This is a genomic window from Sphingosinicella xenopeptidilytica, from assembly GCF_042676985.1.
GTDB classification, from domain to species: Bacteria; Pseudomonadota; Alphaproteobacteria; order Sphingomonadales; family Sphingomonadaceae; genus Sphingosinicella; species Sphingosinicella xenopeptidilytica.
This window is the reverse complement of sequence record NZ_JBHTIK010000005.1, coordinates 600777-615309: the sequence shown is the minus strand read 5'-3', so window position 1 is coordinate 615309 and position 14533 is coordinate 600777. Positions and strand designations below refer to the sequence as shown.

General features: G+C 65.2%; 16 protein-coding genes. 6 read left to right on the top strand and 10 right to left on the bottom strand.

All coding sequences use genetic code 11. The features are described 5' to 3' along the window. Positions 1 to 4: 4 nt before the first annotated feature. The 5 genes from ACFQ00_RS10765 to ACFQ00_RS10745 form a co-directional block, all read right to left on the bottom strand. Positions 5 to 442, bottom strand: a complete 438-nt coding sequence (locus ACFQ00_RS10765; protein WP_374598398.1) for a chemotaxis protein CheW — start codon at positions 440 to 442, stop codon at positions 5 to 7. Further along, the gene (locus tag ACFQ00_RS10760) at positions 439 to 2898 is read right to left on the bottom strand and encodes a hybrid sensor histidine kinase/response regulator (RefSeq protein WP_381490205.1); all 2460 of its coding nucleotides are present in this window, start codon (positions 2896 to 2898) and stop codon (positions 439 to 441) included. The genes ACFQ00_RS10765 and ACFQ00_RS10760 overlap by 4 nt, the downstream gene beginning before the upstream one ends. Positions 2899 to 2955: 57 nt before the next feature. Continuing rightward, a complete protein-coding gene (locus ACFQ00_RS10755; RefSeq protein ID WP_374598394.1) occupies positions 2956 to 3591 on the bottom strand; it encodes a histidine phosphotransferase family protein in 636 nt (211 codons plus the stop codon). Between the two features lie 66 nt (positions 3592 to 3657). Beyond that, a complete protein-coding gene (locus tag ACFQ00_RS10750; protein ID WP_374598392.1) occupies positions 3658 to 3894 on the bottom strand; it encodes a cold-shock protein in 237 nt (78 codons plus the stop codon). 10 nt (positions 3895 to 3904) lie between these two features. Next, positions 3905 to 4309 (bottom strand): Mov34/MPN/PAD-1 family protein, encoded by a 405-nt coding sequence (locus ACFQ00_RS10745; protein WP_381490201.1) that lies wholly within the window; start codon positions 4307 to 4309, stop codon positions 3905 to 3907. A 17-nt stretch (positions 4310 to 4326) separates the two neighbouring features. Between ACFQ00_RS10745 and ACFQ00_RS10740 the strand changes: the two genes are divergently transcribed. After that, entirely contained in the window at positions 4327 to 5277 is a 951-nt protein-coding gene (locus ACFQ00_RS10740) for an RluA family pseudouridine synthase (RefSeq protein ID WP_381490198.1), read from the top strand. Positions 5278 to 5336: 59 nt separating this feature from the next. Next, entirely contained in the window at positions 5337 to 6245 is a 909-nt protein-coding gene (gene rpoH, locus ACFQ00_RS10735) for an RNA polymerase sigma factor RpoH (RefSeq protein WP_381490196.1), read from the top strand. A 3-nt stretch (positions 6246 to 6248) separates the two neighbouring features. Here rpoH and ACFQ00_RS10730 read toward each other — a convergent pair whose 3' ends face one another. Next, positions 6249 to 7223, bottom strand: a complete 975-nt coding sequence (locus ACFQ00_RS10730) for a L,D-transpeptidase (RefSeq protein ID WP_381490193.1) — start codon at positions 7221 to 7223, stop codon at positions 6249 to 6251. Positions 7224 to 7321: 98 nt separating this feature from the next. Between ACFQ00_RS10730 and mtgA the strand changes: the two genes are divergently transcribed. Continuing rightward, the gene (gene mtgA, locus ACFQ00_RS10725; RefSeq protein ID WP_381490190.1) at positions 7322 to 7990 is read left to right on the top strand and encodes a monofunctional biosynthetic peptidoglycan transglycosylase; all 669 of its coding nucleotides are present in this window, start codon (positions 7322 to 7324) and stop codon (positions 7988 to 7990) included. Here the strand turns inward: mtgA and ACFQ00_RS10720 are convergent. Genes ACFQ00_RS10720 through ACFQ00_RS10710 form a run of 3 tightly spaced genes read right to left on the bottom strand, consistent with a single transcriptional unit; the run spans position 7987 to position 12015 of the window. Then, positions 7987 to 9597: a phytoene desaturase family protein gene (locus tag ACFQ00_RS10720; RefSeq protein WP_381490187.1), complete on the bottom strand. Its 1611-nt coding sequence runs from the start codon at positions 9595 to 9597 to the stop codon at positions 7987 to 7989. The genes mtgA and ACFQ00_RS10720 overlap by 4 nt on opposite strands. Before the next feature lie 34 nt (positions 9598 to 9631). Next, on the bottom strand, positions 9632 to 10819 hold the full coding sequence (locus tag ACFQ00_RS10715; protein WP_381490183.1) for an aromatic ring-hydroxylating oxygenase subunit alpha: 1188 nt from the start codon (positions 10817 to 10819) through the stop codon (positions 9632 to 9634). A gap of 59 nt (positions 10820 to 10878) precedes the next feature. Further along, complete coding sequence (locus ACFQ00_RS10710) at positions 10879 to 12015, bottom strand: MFS transporter (RefSeq protein WP_381490180.1); 1137 nt, start codon at positions 12013 to 12015, stop codon at positions 10879 to 10881. A 65-nt stretch (positions 12016 to 12080) separates the two neighbouring features. Between ACFQ00_RS10710 and ACFQ00_RS10705 the strand changes: the two genes are divergently transcribed. The 3 genes from ACFQ00_RS10705 to ACFQ00_RS10695 are packed head-to-tail and all read left to right on the top strand — an operon-like array spanning position 12081 to position 13839. Then, complete coding sequence (locus tag ACFQ00_RS10705) at positions 12081 to 13364, top strand: Xaa-Pro dipeptidase (protein WP_381490177.1); 1284 nt, start codon at positions 12081 to 12083, stop codon at positions 13362 to 13364. A gap of 51 nt (positions 13365 to 13415) precedes the next feature. After that, on the top strand, positions 13416 to 13631 hold the full coding sequence (locus tag ACFQ00_RS10700) for a hypothetical protein (protein WP_381490174.1): 216 nt from the start codon (positions 13416 to 13418) through the stop codon (positions 13629 to 13631). A 19-nt stretch (positions 13632 to 13650) separates the two neighbouring features. Beyond that, positions 13651 to 13839, top strand: coding sequence for a PLD nuclease N-terminal domain-containing protein (locus ACFQ00_RS10695; protein WP_381490171.1), 189 nt, complete (start codon positions 13651 to 13653; stop codon positions 13837 to 13839). A gap of 98 nt (positions 13840 to 13937) precedes the next feature. Here ACFQ00_RS10695 and ACFQ00_RS10690 read toward each other — a convergent pair whose 3' ends face one another. Further along, positions 13938 to 14531, bottom strand: coding sequence for a DUF3501 family protein (locus tag ACFQ00_RS10690; protein ID WP_381490168.1), 594 nt, complete (start codon positions 14529 to 14531; stop codon positions 13938 to 13940). Positions 14532 to 14533 lie beyond the last annotated feature (2 nt).

Here is a 14533-nt window from a genome sequence, read left to right as displayed (position 1 = left end):
CGCGTTAAGCCGCGGCCGCAAGGTCGGCATCCATGATCGCCCGCACGCTGGCGAGCACCATCAACACATCCAGTTTCACGATACCGTCCGAAACCTGCTGCCAGCGGCGGTCGAGCGTCGGCGGATTGGGCTCGATCTGCTCGGGGTCGACATCGATCACGTCGCCCACGTCGTCCACGATCAGGCCGTAGGGCTCGCCCTGATGCTCGACCACGACGCACATCGATCCCGCGCGGTCCTGCCGCGGCGAAAGGCCGAAGCGTGCCCGAAGATCGATCGCGGTAACGATGCGGCCGCGCAGGTTCATCACGCCGGCGATCCAGCGCGGTGCCAGCGGCACCGGGCTCACCGCGCCGAGCCGGATGACGTCCTGCACCTGCGCGACATCGATGCCGAGCAGCTGGCCGCCGAGCACGACCGAGACGAGCTTTGCCGGAATCATGCAGCCTCTCCACTCAGCTGGCGGGCAACCGCGTCGAGCAGCCGCGACCGGTCGAACTTGGCGACATACTGGTCGAAGCCCGCGGCCTCGCCCTGCCGAACATGCTCCTCGCCCGCGAGGGACGACAGCGCCACGAGCGGCGTTTCGCGCCAGCGGTCGTCGCCGCGCACGGCGCGCGCGAAATCGACGCCCGAAAGGCCGGGCATCTCGATATCGGAAAGGATGAGGTCGAAGTGCTCGCCGGTCTCGCGCAGCGCCAGCGCCTCGTCCGCGCTCGCCGCCGTCATCGCCCGGTATCCGGCGGATGCCAGCAGCGGTTTCAGCATGTTGCGGAAGAAGGCGCTGTCATCGACGATCAGCACCCGGCGCCCGCCTTTGTCTTCCGCTACGATGGACCCGGCGCTGCCCGCTCGCGAAAGATAGTGCGCGACATCGAGAATTTCCGTCGCCCGGCCCGCGATAACGGCGGTGCCGATCCGCGCCGGAAGATCGCTCGTCATGCAGATGTCGACATGCGTGTCGACGATGTCGAGCACTTCGTCGACCATCAGCGCCACGATGGCCGCGCCATCGTCGAAGATGAGCGCAGGCTGGCGGCCCTCCACGCGCGGTGTCAGCGTGCCATCGACCGCGAGCAGCGGCACCAGCGCATCGCGATATTGCACGACCGGGCGGCCTTCGCTCCATTCGACGGCAGCGGCATCGAACTCCTCGAGCCGCGCGACGAGCGAGAGCGGCACGGCCTTTGGATGCGGGCTGCCCGCGCGGAACAGCAGCATCGCGTCGGTTTCTTGGGCGACCTCGCGCACCGGCGCCTCAAGCGCATCGTTGGCATCGCTTTCTCCAGCAATTCCAAGGCTTGCGGCGATTCCGTTCGCATCGAGGATCATGATCACGGCGCCGTCGCCAAGAATGGCGTTCCCCGAATAGACGCTCAACGTCTTCAGGATCGGCGCCACCGGCTTCACCACGACCTCCTCGGTATCGAAGATGTTGTCGACGATCAGCCCGAAGCTGATGTTCCCGGCGCGCGCGATCAGCACATAATCGCCCCCGCCGCGACCATTGCCGATGCCGAGCAGCGTGCCGAGGTGGATGAGCGGCAGCAATCGGCCGCGCAGGCGCATCACGGCGGCGTTGTTCACATATTCGACGACATGCTCGCTGTTCGCGCCCACGCGCACCAGCTCGACAACCGCCATCTGCGGTACCGCGAAACGCTGGCCGCCCGATGCCACGATCAGCGCGGGCAGGATCGCGAGCGTCAGCGGAATGCGGATCGTGAACTGCGTGCCTTTGCCCGCCGTCGATTCGATGTTGATCGCCCCGCCGATTTTCTCGATGTTCGCGCGCACCACGTCCATCCCGACACCGCGCCCGGATACCGAAGTCACCTGCTCGGCGGTCGAAAGCCCCGGATGGAACACCAGCCGCTGCGCCTGCAGCGCGGAAAGCTGCGCCGCGTCGGTTTCCGTCACCAGGCGCAGCGCAACGGCCTTCGCCTTCAGCCGGGCGACATCAATGCCGCGTCCGTTGTCGGCGAGCGTGATGACGATGTGTCCGCCTTCCTGCGCCGCCTTCAGCACGATGCGGCCGCGCGCGTCCTTGCCCGCGGCCTTGCGCTGTTCGGCCGTTTCGATGCCGTGGTCGGCCGCGTTCCGCACCATGTGCGCGAGCGGGTCCTTGATGAGTTCGAGCAGTTGCCGGTCGAGTTCGGTTTCGCCGCCCTGCATGTCGAGTTCGATCGGCTTGCCGAGTTCGACCGAAAGGCTCCGCACCAGCCGCGGCAGCGCGCTCCACGCGTTGCTGATCGGCTGCATACGCGTGCGCATCACGCTTTCCTGAAGCTCGCCGACCTGCGCCGACAGCCGCTGCAGCGGCACAGCGAGGCGGTCGTCCTTCAGCGTCCTGAGGTGCTGCAGCAGCTCGTTCCGCGTCAGCACCAGTTCCGAAACGGTGGTCATCAGCTGTTCGAGCAGCGCGACCGAAACGCGGATCGACTGGATGCCCCGGCCCGCTCCAGCATCCGGCTCCGCCGCGATGACCGGCTCCGGCACCAACTCCACTTTCGGTGCTTCGGGGATCGCGATGGCGGCGTTCAGGCGTGCGATCTGGGCCTCGTCGTCCCCTGCCGGCTCCTTGCCCGACGCTTCGAGCGCCGCAAGGATCACCTTGATGCCGTCGATTGCCGCCAGCGTCTCGCTGACCACCGCGGGCGACACTGCGGCCTGCCCGTCGCGGACTTTGCCGAGCACGGTTTCGGCGGCGTGCGCCAACCGTTCTAGGCGCGGCAGATTGAGGAAACCGCACGTGCCCTTGATAGTATGCACCAGCCGAAAGATGTTGTTCAGCACGTCGCGGTTGCCGGGATCGCGCTCGAACAGCACGATCTCATTGTCCACGGTTTGCAGATTTTCGGCCGTTTCGGTCAGAAAATCGCCAAGCAACTCGTCCATTTTCCATCCCGGTCTGTGCGCGCCGCGCCACCTTGACCGGAAGTGGTTAATGCCGCGCTAAACCGCGAGACGCGTTCCGAAAACGAGAACGCCTTCATCCGGCTCGGAAATCTGCAGGCTGCTGCCGGTTTCCTTGAGAAGCAGATGGACGAGATAGGCCGCCGCCGCGCGCGGCGTGAGCTGCGCGACGGGCGTCTCACCGCCAAGCGCGGCGCGAAGCTCGGGGTCGAGCAGCATTCGCGGGCCTTCCGCGCGCACCGCAAGCTCCACGCCTTCGCCCGTCTGTTCGGCCGCGACGCGCAGCTCGCCGCCGCGCAGCAGCGCGTCCCCGGCGATCATCGCGAGGTTGAGCAGCAGCTTCACCGCGTCCTTGGGCAGTGCCGGGTTTCCGATCATCCACTGCACCGCCACGCGGCGTTCCGCGCCGAACAGGCCTTCGAGCGCCGCCTGCGCCTCGCGCGTGTCGACCTGGTCGCCGAAGCCGCCCGCCGCGCCGAAGGCGAGCCGGAAGAATTTCAGTTTGTTGGCGGTCTGCCGCGCGCTGTCGGAGAGCAGTTCCATGCAGCGGGCGCGCATTTCGGGGTCGTGCTCGTCGACGAGCAGTTCGACGCCGTTGTAGAGCGCGCCGACGGGTCCGACGAGATCATGGCAAAGCCGGGAGCACAACAGGCTCGCGAAATCGGCCGAATTCATTCTTTTTGCCGCTCCCTCCGGGATATTTCTTCCCGCCTAACCCCTCGCAAGCCGACGCGCAAGCGTTCAAGATGCGGCGGATTCATCCGAAGAAGCCTCAATAATCCGCACGCCCATCGCAGAGGTTCGGCCATCTGCAAGTTGTGTCAGCTCGAATTCGACGCATTGACCGTCCTCAAGCGCGGAGATGTTCGATTGATGCAGAGCCGAAACATGCACGAATACATCGCGCGTGCCGACATCGGGCCTGATGAAACCGAAGCCCTTCTTGCGATTGAACCATTTGACTTCACCGCGCGCCAACGCCTGCCCCTCAGATTTCTTTAATGTCCACCGCTTCGAACCGCCCATGTATGGGGCCGTTTGCGACGACACGGTAGGCTTTTTCGCCGTCCTGCCCAAGGATCAGCCACGCCCAGCCCATGTCGTGCGCCCGCTCGGCATCGAGGCGCGATGGAAACGCGGGCGCGTCCGGGTGCGAATGGTAGCAGCCAAGCAAAGGCAGCCCCCCGCTCCGCGCACCGCGATGCGCCGTGAAGAGCACTGCGGGGTCGATCTCGAAGTGCCGCAGCCGTTCGTCCGCGACGTTCGGGGCCGCGAGGCTGCTTTCGACGCGGCCAGCCCGCCCCAGCAAGAGCCCGCACGCTTCTTCGGGTGCCCGCGCGGCGCAATCGGCGCGAATTTCCGCAAGCGTCTGCCTTGCAATTCGAAGCATCATGCCAACATCGCTATCCAATGAGCGGGGGCAAGTCGAACATAAGCGTCATCCTTCCGGCCGAGGCCGCCGGGCAGCGGCTCGACCGCGCGCTCGCCGATGCCCTGCCGACCCTGTCGCGCGAGCGGCTGAAGGCGTTGATGCTGGAAGGCGCGGTCACGCTCGCGGGGAGGCGCCCCACGCCCTCCCTCCGCGTCGTCGGCGGCGAAGAGGTAAGCGTCTCGGTTCCCGAGGCAGCGCCCGCCACCGCCGAGGCCCAGCAGATCCCCCTCAGTATCGTCTACGAAGACGCCGACCTCATCGTCGTCGACAAGCCCGCTGGCCTCGTCGTCCATCCGGCTGCGGGCAACCCGGACGGCACGCTCGTGAACGCCCTCCTCCACCACTGCGCGGGGCAGCTTTCCGGCATCGGCGGCGTCGCCCGCCCCGGCATCGTCCACCGCATCGATAAAGACACCTCCGGGCTTCTCGTCGTCGCCAAGACCGACCTCGCCCACGAAGGCCTCGCCAAACAGTTCGCCACGCACAGTATCGGTCGTCGCTATCTCGCCGTCGTCGCCGGTCGACCCTCACCCCCCGCCGGTCGAATAGAAGGCGCGATCGGACGCCATCCGGTGCACCGAAAAAAAATGGACATCGTTTCCCCCGGCAAGGGCAAGCACGCGGTCACGCACTACCGCACGCTCCAGCCGCTGAAGGACGCCGCGCTTGTCGAATGCCGGCTTGAGACAGGCCGCACGCATCAGGTGCGCGTTCATATGGCGTCAAGCGGGCACCCGTTATTGGGGGATCCACTCTATGGGCGCACACGCGCAAGTCACCGCGATGTCCTTAAATCGCTCGGGTTCGGCAGGCAGGCGCTCCATGCCCGCTCGCTGCAACTTGTGCATCCACGCACTCAAGAAAATCTCGCTTTCGAAAGCCCCGTCCCGTCTGATATTCAGGAACTCATAGAGGCGCTTGCCGTTTGAATCCCGCGCGCCCCACCCAGATACCCGCAGAAATCCTGCCTTCACCGAAAGTCGCAGCCATGGCCGAAGCCAAAGTCCCCGCCACCATTCCCGCCCTCGGCGGCGAAGCCTCGCTCAATCGCTATCTCTCGGAAATCCGCAAATTTCCGATCCTCGCCCCCGAGGAGGAGTTCATGCTGGCAAAGCGCTGGCGCGAGCATCAGGACACGGACGCCGCTCACCGTCTGGTGACGAGCCACCTCCGCCTCGTCTCCAAGATCGCCATGGGCTATCGCGGTTACGGCCTGCCGGTGAGCGAACTCATTGCAGAAGGCAACATCGGCCTGATGCAGGGCGTGAAGAAGTTCGAGCCCGACAAGGGCTTCCGCCTCGCCACTTATGCGATGTGGTGGATCAGGGCCTCGATCCAGGAGTTCATCCTGCGCTCGTGGAGCCTCGTGAAGATCGGCACCACGGCGGCGCAGAAGAAACTATTCTTCAACCTCCGCCGCATGAAGAGCCAGATCGGCGCACTGGAGGAAGGCGACCTCAGACCCGAAGTCGTCGAGAAGATTGCACACGACCTCAACGTCACGGCAGACGAGGTCATCTCGATGAACCGCCGCATGGCGATGGGCGGCGACGCCAGCCTGAACGCCCCGCTCCGCGCCGATACCGACGGCGAAGGCCAGTGGCAGGACTGGCTGACCGACGAAGGCCCGATCCAGGACGAGATCGTCGCCGAGCGCGAGGAAAGCAGCCTCCGCGCCGCACTGCTCGCCGAAGCGATGGCCGTGCTCAATGAGCGCGAGCGGCACATCCTTACCGAGCGCCGCCTCGCCGAGGAGCCGAAGACGCTCGAGGAACTGAGCCAGGAATACGACATCAGCCGCGAGCGTGTGCGCCAGATTGAGGTGCGCGCCTTCGAAAAGCTGCAGAAGGCGATCCGCAAGCTCGCGACCGACCGCCATCTGCTCGAAGACGCGTAAGCGCTACTCCGGCTGGCCTGAGTCCTTGATGACGGTGAGCGTTTTCCCCGTCTTCGACCTCACGATGGGGTCGTCGGTTCCGTAAATCGTCGTACCCGGCACCAGCACCGAGCGTACGTCGAGGCGGAACTGGCGCGGCATTCCGATGCTTGCGAACTGCGCGCGGTCGAACGGCGCGCCGCTCACGTCGCCTGAACCCGGGAGTTCGATATACTTCCAGCGCTCGACCCCGTTCTCCACGGCGGCAAGCGTAATGGCGTGCGTGCCGATGGCGCCTTCGGGAAAGCGCACCTTCGATCGGCCGATTTCCTTGCCATTGCGCAGCACCACGATCTGGCTGTCCGCGCGGCTGACGAGGATGGTGACTGGGCCTTCAGGCGACTTCTCCGGCTGCCAGCGGTAGCGCATATTTTCAAGATCGGTCGAATCCGCCGGGTCGACCGGCAGAAACATGCCCGCATCGCGGATATCCGTGGTGTCCGTCTTGTCGTCGGCGATGATCACCGTCATGCCGAGGCTGGTCGCCCCATACAGCTTCTGCGCGAACGCCATCGGCATACGGATGCAACCGTGCGAGGCCGGATAGCCCGGTAGGTTTCCGGCGTGGAGCGCGATCCCATCCCACGTCAGCCGCTGCATGTAGGGCATCGGCGCGTTGTTGTAGAGATTGGAATAATGCTCCTTCTTCTTCTGAAGGATCGTGAAGATACCCGTGGGCGTCGCCTTGCCCTTCTTGCCTGTGGAAACGGTAGTGACGCCGATACGTACTCCGTTTCGGTAAAGCTGCGCGCGCTGTGTCGAGAGGTCGACGATCAACATCGCCGGGCCTTCAGGTGCGACGGCGTCGTACCAGACCCAATCGCCAGGCTTCAGCGCCTCGACAGGAGTCGAGATCGGCATCGACTCCTTCGCACCCTGAGCCGCTGCAGGCACTGCAAGAACGAGAGCAAGCGCCGTGAGTACCGGATATCGCATCATATTCCCCTGAATCTCTACCCATACCGTTGCAGCACAAATGCTTCGCGCGCTAGAGACGAAACGTGACCAGCGGGGGCAAACGGGGCAAGAGATCATGGGTGGTCCGGTTCATCGTCCGGCCGCTGCTCATTCTGTTCGCCCTCACGATCCTGTGGGTGCTGCTCTATCGATTCGCACCTGTGCCGTTCACCGTGCCGATGGCGAAGGATTTTTTCGCGGGCAAGGATGTAAGGCGCGACTGGACATCGTTTTCGAACATCGATCCTGATCTACCCCGCGCCGTGATCGCAGGCGAGGATGGCAAGTTCTGCTCGCACTTCGGCTTCGATACCGAGGCGATCAGCAAGGCGATGGAGGCGAACGCTGACGGCCGCAAGCTGCGCGGAGGCTCCACCGTCAGCCAACAGGTGGCAAAGAATGCCTTCCTGTGGCCGGGCCGCTCATGGCTCCGCAAAGGGCTTGAGGCTTACTTCACCGTCCTCATCGAGTTGATGTGGGACAAGAAGCGGATCATGGAAGTCTATCTGAATGTTGCCGAATTCGGTATCGGCGTTTACGGTGCCGAAGCGGCGGCACAGCATTATTTCGACAAGAGCGCGAAGTCGCTGACACGCAGCGAGGCTGCGCGGCTCGTCGCTGTCCTCCCCTCACCCATCAAGCGCGACGCGCGTAACCCACGCGGATACACTGCCCGCTACGCAAAGCGCATCGAGCGGTGGACACGTGTGGTGGACAACGAAGGGTTCGATGCCTGCCTGGGCCTTTAGGCTCGTCTGAACAGCCTGCCGAGAAGCGTCCCGTCCGCCAGAATCTCGTGCGCTGCGTTGTGCCCCGGCGCACCGGTCACACCGCCGCCCGGATGCGTACCCGCGCCACACATGTAGAGGCCCTTGAGCGGCCCCCTGTAGGCGCCATGCCCCAGCATCGGACGCGCTGACCAAAGCTGGTCCAGCGACATATTGCCGTGCATGATGTCCCCGCCGACAAGGCCGAACTTGCGTTCGAGATCCAAAGGCGAGTGGATCTGCCGCGCGATCACCGAGGCCTTGAAACCCGGCGCGTAGTGCTCGACTGTATCGATGATCACATCTGCTGCGGTTTCGCGCTCGTCGTCCCAGCTTCTTCCGTCTGGAAGCTCGGGCGCGAACTGCTGGCAGAACAGGCTCGCAACATGTTGACCCGGGGGTGCGAGACTGGCGTCGACGATCGAAGGGATCAGCATTTCGACGATAGGGCGCTTCGACATGCCGTACTGCTTCGCGTCGAGGAAGGCGCGGTCCATGTAGTCGAGCGTCGGCGCGATGATGATGCCGCTCTGCAGGTGCTCACCCGGCTCGGGCAGGCTCGTGAAGCGCGGCAATTCCGAGAGCGCCACATTCATGCGGAACGTGCCCGATCCCGCCTTGAAGGCGCGGATACGTCGCAGGAAATCCGCCGGAAGGTCGGACGCGTCGATCATACGGTCATAGAGCAGCTTCGGCCCGACGTTGGCGATCACGCGCTCGGCCGCGATCTCCTCGCCGCCCGAGAGGCGCACGCCCACGGCCTTGCCGCCGTCGACGAGCACCTTTTCGACCGGGCTTTCGAGGCTGATCTCGACGCCGAGATCGCGGCACACATTCGCCATGATCTCGGTGATCTTGCCCATGCCGCCGACGCTGTGGCCCCACGCCCCCTTCTTGCCGTTCACTTCGCCGAAGACGTGGTGAAGCAGCACATAGGCAGAGCCCGGCGTATCGGGCGAGGCATAGTTGCCGACGACCGCATCGAAACCGAAGGCGGCCTTCACCGCCTCGCTTTCGAACCAGCTATCGAGGAATGTTCGCGCCGATTTCACAAACAGGTCGAGCACGTCGCGCTGCTTCTCCACGGGCAGCCCGGCGAGACGACGCCCCTGCCGCGCAGCATCGACCAGCGTCTTCACGCCGTCGCCGACGTTGGGCGGCGCCTTCAGCGACAAGTCGCGCAGCACGTCAGCCACGGTTTCGAGCGCGTCATAATATTGCGGCAGCACGTCCGCGTCGTGGTTCGAGAACTTGCGGAACTCGGCCTGCGTCCGTTCCAGTCCGCCACCGAGCAGCAGGTAGCGGCCGTCGTCCTGCGGCAGGAAGTTGGAATAGGGCCGCTCGATCACGCGGTAGCCGTGGTCGGCGAGCCGCATGTCGGCGATCACCTTGGGATTGAGCAGGCTGACCGTGTAGCTCGCCACCGAGTTGCGGAAACCGGGATGAAATTCCTCGGTCACGGCGGCGCCGCCGATCACGTCGCGGCGCTCCAGCACGCGCACCTTGAGGCCTGCACGTGCAAGATAGAAGGCGCAGACAAGGCCGTTGTGGCCGCCGCCGATGATGACGGCGTCATAGCGTTTGGACATGACAGCAACCCCTCAGTTTTGTTCTTTTGTCTTTTCAGTGTGCGGCGTGCGGGCGCCGGCTCCAGCCTGGCGGCGGCGGCCGATGCTGGCGCGCCTCCGGGATCAGGTTCCGGACCTTGCGGCAGAAGTTGCGGAGCGCGACCTCGGTCTCCGCGAGCGGCCCCACCGTGAAACTCTCGGAAGCCATACCGTCCTGCACGCGGTTGATAAGCCACGTGTCCTCGGCGTTCACCTGTCGGTTGATGCGCCAGTTCAGGTAGCGCGCCGCCTTCATCTCGCGGCGGTCGTCGGGCACGGCATAGCTGATCTCGCGGATCAGCGTCTCGGTCGGCGAGACCGGCAGCCACTGCATGAAATCGACCTGATCGGGATAGATATCGAAGGCGACGTTCGGCCACAGCTTGAAATAGGTCCACAGCCTCTGCCGTTCCTCCGGCAGGTGCGGAACATGTGGCAGATACTTCTGGTATGCCTTCTCGGAAGGGTTGTTCGACAGGCGGTCGCGGATCGGCCCCCACATCTTATCGACATTCTCCTGCGCCTCGACACCGTAGCCGCTGCCCATCAGCCGCGTGAGACCGGGGTGCGCGACGGGGATGTGCAGCCCGTCCGAATAATTGTCGCCCACGTTCTTCCAGTTCACCCGGCGCGGGCGCAGCGTCACACGGCCGAACGCCTTCAGGTCCTGGAAGCGGTACGGCTCGACCTCGTGGTCGTAGGGTGCGATCATCTCGGCGACCGAAGGCCCGCCATCGTTTTCGAGCCGCACGAAGAGGAAACCGCGCCAGATTTCGAGGTCGACGGGCACGAGGCCATGCTTCGACTGGTCGAGCCCTGGATAGGTCGCCTTCAGCGGCACGCCGACGAGCTTGCCTTCAAGGTCGAACGACCATGCATGATACGGGCACGTCAGCTTCTTCGCGACTGCGCAGCCCGAAGGCCCGTCGACCAGCCGCGCACCGCGGTGGCGGCAGACGTTGGTGAAGGCGCGGACCTCATGGTCCTGCCCGCGCACGACAACGATGCTTTCGCCGAGATATTCGAGCGTGTGGTAGTCGCCGACGTTTGGCACGTCGGAGAGGTGGCACACAACCTGCCACGATGGGCGCATGACGCGCTGCATCTCGACCGAGAAGAACTCCGGGTCCGAATAGGTCCACGCCGGCAGGCTCCAGCCCGCGTCGGGATCCGCTTCGATCGTCGCTGCCGCCTTGGTCGCCATCCCGCCTCCACTTTATATTGGACATATGTATAACAGCGCGGTGCGCTTGGCAAGCCCTTTCAAAGCGGCTGGGCGAGCAGCGCCCGGCGACGTAGGGCCGCGAGAAGCACGAGTGTCTGCACCGCGTAGAGTCCCGCAAGCCACAGCGGCAGGCCGCGCGGCGTCATCTCCATCAGCGCGGCGGCGGCGGGCGGGCCCACCATCGCGCCCACGGCATAGGCGAATACGAGGCCGCTGCCGATTTCCACGCGTTCCTCGCGGCTGGCGCTATCGTTGCCGAGTGCAACGAGGAGGCCGTAGAGCGGCAGCAGGCTGCCGCCGAGCACGAAGCCGCCGGCCAGCGCCATGGCAAATGCGGGCTGGGTGGCGAGGCCGAGCGCACACCCCCCGATCACCGTGCCGGCCGCACCGATCAGGATGGCGCGCCGCCGGTCGATCCGGTCGGAGAGCCAGCCGAGCGGCCACTGCGCGAGCGCCGCGCCGAGCAGCACCGCCGTCATGAAGGTCGAGACCTCAGCCACGCTCATGCCGTTCGCTCGCGCGTACACTGGTCCGAGCGCATAGAGCGAGGCTTCGCCGAGCCCGTAGAGGATACAGCCTGTCGTCGCCACCGGCGCGGCGCGAAGCACGTGCAGTGGCCGCAGCCGCCCGGTTGCGGGCAGCGCCGCGCCGACGGGGATTCTGAGGCGTACGATCGCCGCCAGAGCCACCACCGCCGACGCGACCACAAACGGTCCCCAGCCGCCCACCCCAAGCAGACCGACGACGAACTGGCCGGTGATGAGGGCAGCTTTGCTCGCGATCATGTAGAGCGAAAGAAGGCGGCCGCGCCCCGCGTTGTCTACTTCGGCATTCAGTCCCGCTTCGGCGAGGATGTAGAGCAGCGCGAAGCCTGTGCCGGAGACGAAGCGGATCGCCGCCCATGCCGCGGGCTCGGGGAACAGCGGCAGCACGATAATGCCGCCGAGTGCGAGGAGCGCGGCGACGGCGAAGGCGCGTCCGCTCCCAAGCCGCCGCACGAGCGGCGGGGCGAGCCATGGGCCTATGAGGAAGCCCACGTAATAGATGCCAGCGATCCAACCGATATGGTGCGGGGTGAAGCCGAGGCCGGTCGCGTACAGCGGCACCAGCGTCGTCATCACGCCGATGGCGATGAGGGCGAGTGATATGCTTGCGATGAGGCCGGCGACGATCATCCGCGAATTCCTATTTGACGTATGTATAATAGTCCAGCAGGATACGCGTGGACAGGGAGGGACGGATGACGATTCTGCAACGGATTTCTTGCGCGCTGCTCGCGGCCGGGCTGCTCGCCGCGCCTGTGCTGGCGGACACCTCTTACGTGCGCGCCGGACGGGTGATCGACACGGAAAGCGGCAAGGTCCTGACCGACCGGCTGATCCGCATCGAGGACGGGCGCATCGCCGCCATCACGGCTTACACGCCGCCGCCCGAAGGCGCGACGGTGCTCGACTGGTCCGGCTTCACCGTCCTCCCCGGCCTCATCGACATGCATACGCACCTCTCCGATTGGGGCCAAACCAACAACGTCGCCGAGCCCCTGCTCCACTCGGCGGAGGACATCGCGCTCGTCGGCGCGCGGAATGCGCGCGACACGCTGAACGCGGGCTTCACCAGCGTGCGCGACGTCGGCACGTTCCGCGCCTTCGGCGACGTGTCGCTGAGGAACGCGATCGAGGCGGGGTACATCGAAGGCCCGCGCATGGCGGTGGCGGGCGCGTATATCACCGTGCCGGGCGGCGGCGGCGAGGTGACGGGCATGGCGCCCGATGTGGAGATCCCGGAGATCATGCGCATGGGCGTCGCCGCCGGGCCGGACGAGGTGAAATCGAAATCGCGGATGCTCTTCCAGCGCGGTGCCGACTTCCTGAAGCTGATCGCGACGGGCGCAGTGCTCGCGGCGGGCACCGAGCCGGGCGCGCCCGAGATGACCGAGGCCGAGGTCCGTGCCGCCGTCGACGAAGCCGCCCGCTACAAGAGCTATGCCACCGCGCACGCGCACGGCGCCGAAGGCATCAAGATCGCGCTGAATGGCGGCGTCCGCTCGATCGAGCACGCCTCGCTGATCGACGACGAGGCGATCGCGCTCGCGAAGAAGAAGGGCGCGTGGCTGGTTATGGATGTCTACAACGGCGACTTCATCGACGAGATGGGCAAGGCCGAGCACTGGCCCGAAGAGATCATGCGCAAGAACTTCGAGACGACGGACGCGCAGCGCATCGGCTTCCGCAAGGCTGTCGCGGCAGGCGTGAAGATCGCCTACGGCACCGATGCGGGCGTCTTCCCGCACGGGCTCAACGCCCGCCAGTTCAAATACATGGTGCGCTACGGCATGACGCCGATGCAGGCGATCCAGTCCGCCACCACAAGTGCGGCGGCGCTGATGGGGAAATCCGCGGACGTGGGCACCATCGCGCCGGGGCGCTATGCCGACATGGTCGCCGTCGCCGCCGATCCGCTGGCGGACATCAGCGCGCTCGAACGCATCGATCACGTGATGAAGGGCGGCAAGCTGATCCGCTGATCCGCGAAACCTTCCACCCGTCGCCGCGTTGATGCGGCGAGCGGGCACAACATGGAGGGTTTCATGGAAGACCGGAAATCGAACCTGAAGCTGGAAGGCGAAGGCAGCTACGAAGGCGCGCGCAAATATCAGGACGCGCAGCACGCATTTGCAAAATCCGGCAAGGTAGATGCCAAGGCGCGCGAGGCCGCGAAAGCGGTGGACGGCGCCGAAGGCCCCGAACTCGAAGCCGCGCGCCGTGCGGCCGCCAAGGGCAAGACCGCCTGACACGCAGGAGACTTACCTCATGGAATATGGACTTATCGGCCTCCTCATCCTGGCGCTCGACATCTGGGCGGTGATCAGCGTGTGGGGCAGCGGCGCGACGACCGGCGCGAAAGTCGCATGGACGATCGGCATCATCGTGTTCCCGCTGATCGGCCTTGTCGTGTGGTTCCTTGCAGGGCCGCGGGGAAACCAAGCGACGGCGCTATAGAGAAAGCTGCGTGATCTCCAATCACACAGCTTTCTCCATCTCTTTGTTAACGCATCGTTTTTCGCGGAAAACCGGTTCCCACTTTTCCGCACGATGCTTTAGCCGAAATCCCGGCCCAGCACGTCTCGCATCTCCGGGCCGATGATGGCCATGTGGCCGTAGTTCGGATGATCGATCCCGAAGATCACCGTGCCGCGGCCGCTCCGCCATTCCGCGATCTGCTCCTGCGTGAACGGGAAATGCAGGAAGTGGACGGAAGAGGCCTTGCCGTCCTCCCGGCTGCGCTCGACGTCGCCCTCGGGCACCGCCGCGATGCGCGCTTCGCCGAGGTGCAGGTAGATATGATCCTCGACCCCGGCGAGGCGGCCGAGGATGGAGGCGCGCAGCTTGGGGTCGTCGATCTCGAACATCAGGGTCACGGTCAGTTCGCGGCCGTTCGGGATCATCGGGTTATAGGCGGCGAGCTCATCTGGAATCTGCTCGGCCCCGCCACGTTCGATATAAAGCATTTCATGGATTTGCAGCCACATGCTGTCATACGACTCGAAGAAAACCGTCACATGCGGCCCAACCGAAAGACGGCGTTTTTTCTTCGTCTCGACATGCCCCAGCCGCAGCGCCTTCCGCTGCTCGCCGTAGGCGCGCATGTCCATGATGTCGGCGGGTTCGATGACACGGGTTTCGCGGGACATGG

Coding starts and splice junctions, on each gene's coding strand:
- ACFQ00_RS10765 (WP_374598398.1), bottom strand. CDS start 442: ATGATTCCGGCAAAGCTCGTCTCGGTCGTGCTCGGCGGCCAGCTGCTC.
- ACFQ00_RS10760 (WP_381490205.1), bottom strand. CDS start 2,898: ATGGACGAGTTGCTTGGCGATTTTCTGACCGAAACGGCCGAAAATCTG.
- ACFQ00_RS10755 (WP_374598394.1), bottom strand. CDS start 3,591: ATGAATTCGGCCGATTTCGCGAGCCTGTTGTGCTCCCGGCTTTGCCAT.
- ACFQ00_RS10745 (WP_381490201.1), bottom strand. CDS start 4,309: ATGATGCTTCGAATTGCAAGGCAGACGCTTGCGGAAATTCGCGCCGAT.
- ACFQ00_RS10740 (WP_381490198.1), top strand. CDS start 4,327: ATGAGCGGGGGCAAGTCGAACATAAGCGTCATCCTTCCGGCCGAGGCC.
- rpoH (WP_381490196.1), top strand. CDS start 5,337: ATGGCCGAAGCCAAAGTCCCCGCCACCATTCCCGCCCTCGGCGGCGAA.
- ACFQ00_RS10730 (WP_381490193.1), bottom strand. CDS start 7,223: ATGATGCGATATCCGGTACTCACGGCGCTTGCTCTCGTTCTTGCAGTG.
- ACFQ00_RS10720 (WP_381490187.1), bottom strand. CDS start 9,597: ATGTCCAAACGCTATGACGCCGTCATCATCGGCGGCGGCCACAACGGC.
- ACFQ00_RS10715 (WP_381490183.1), bottom strand. CDS start 10,819: ATGGCGACCAAGGCGGCAGCGACGATCGAAGCGGATCCCGACGCGGGC.
- ACFQ00_RS10710 (WP_381490180.1), bottom strand. CDS start 12,015: ATGATCGTCGCCGGCCTCATCGCAAGCATATCACTCGCCCTCATCGCC.
- ACFQ00_RS10705 (WP_381490177.1), top strand. CDS start 12,081: ATGACGATTCTGCAACGGATTTCTTGCGCGCTGCTCGCGGCCGGGCTG.
- ACFQ00_RS10700 (WP_381490174.1), top strand. CDS start 13,416: ATGGAGGGTTTCATGGAAGACCGGAAATCGAACCTGAAGCTGGAAGGC.
- ACFQ00_RS10695 (WP_381490171.1), top strand. CDS start 13,651: ATGGAATATGGACTTATCGGCCTCCTCATCCTGGCGCTCGACATCTGG.
- ACFQ00_RS10690 (WP_381490168.1), bottom strand. CDS start 14,531: ATGTCCCGCGAAACCCGTGTCATCGAACCCGCCGACATCATGGACATG.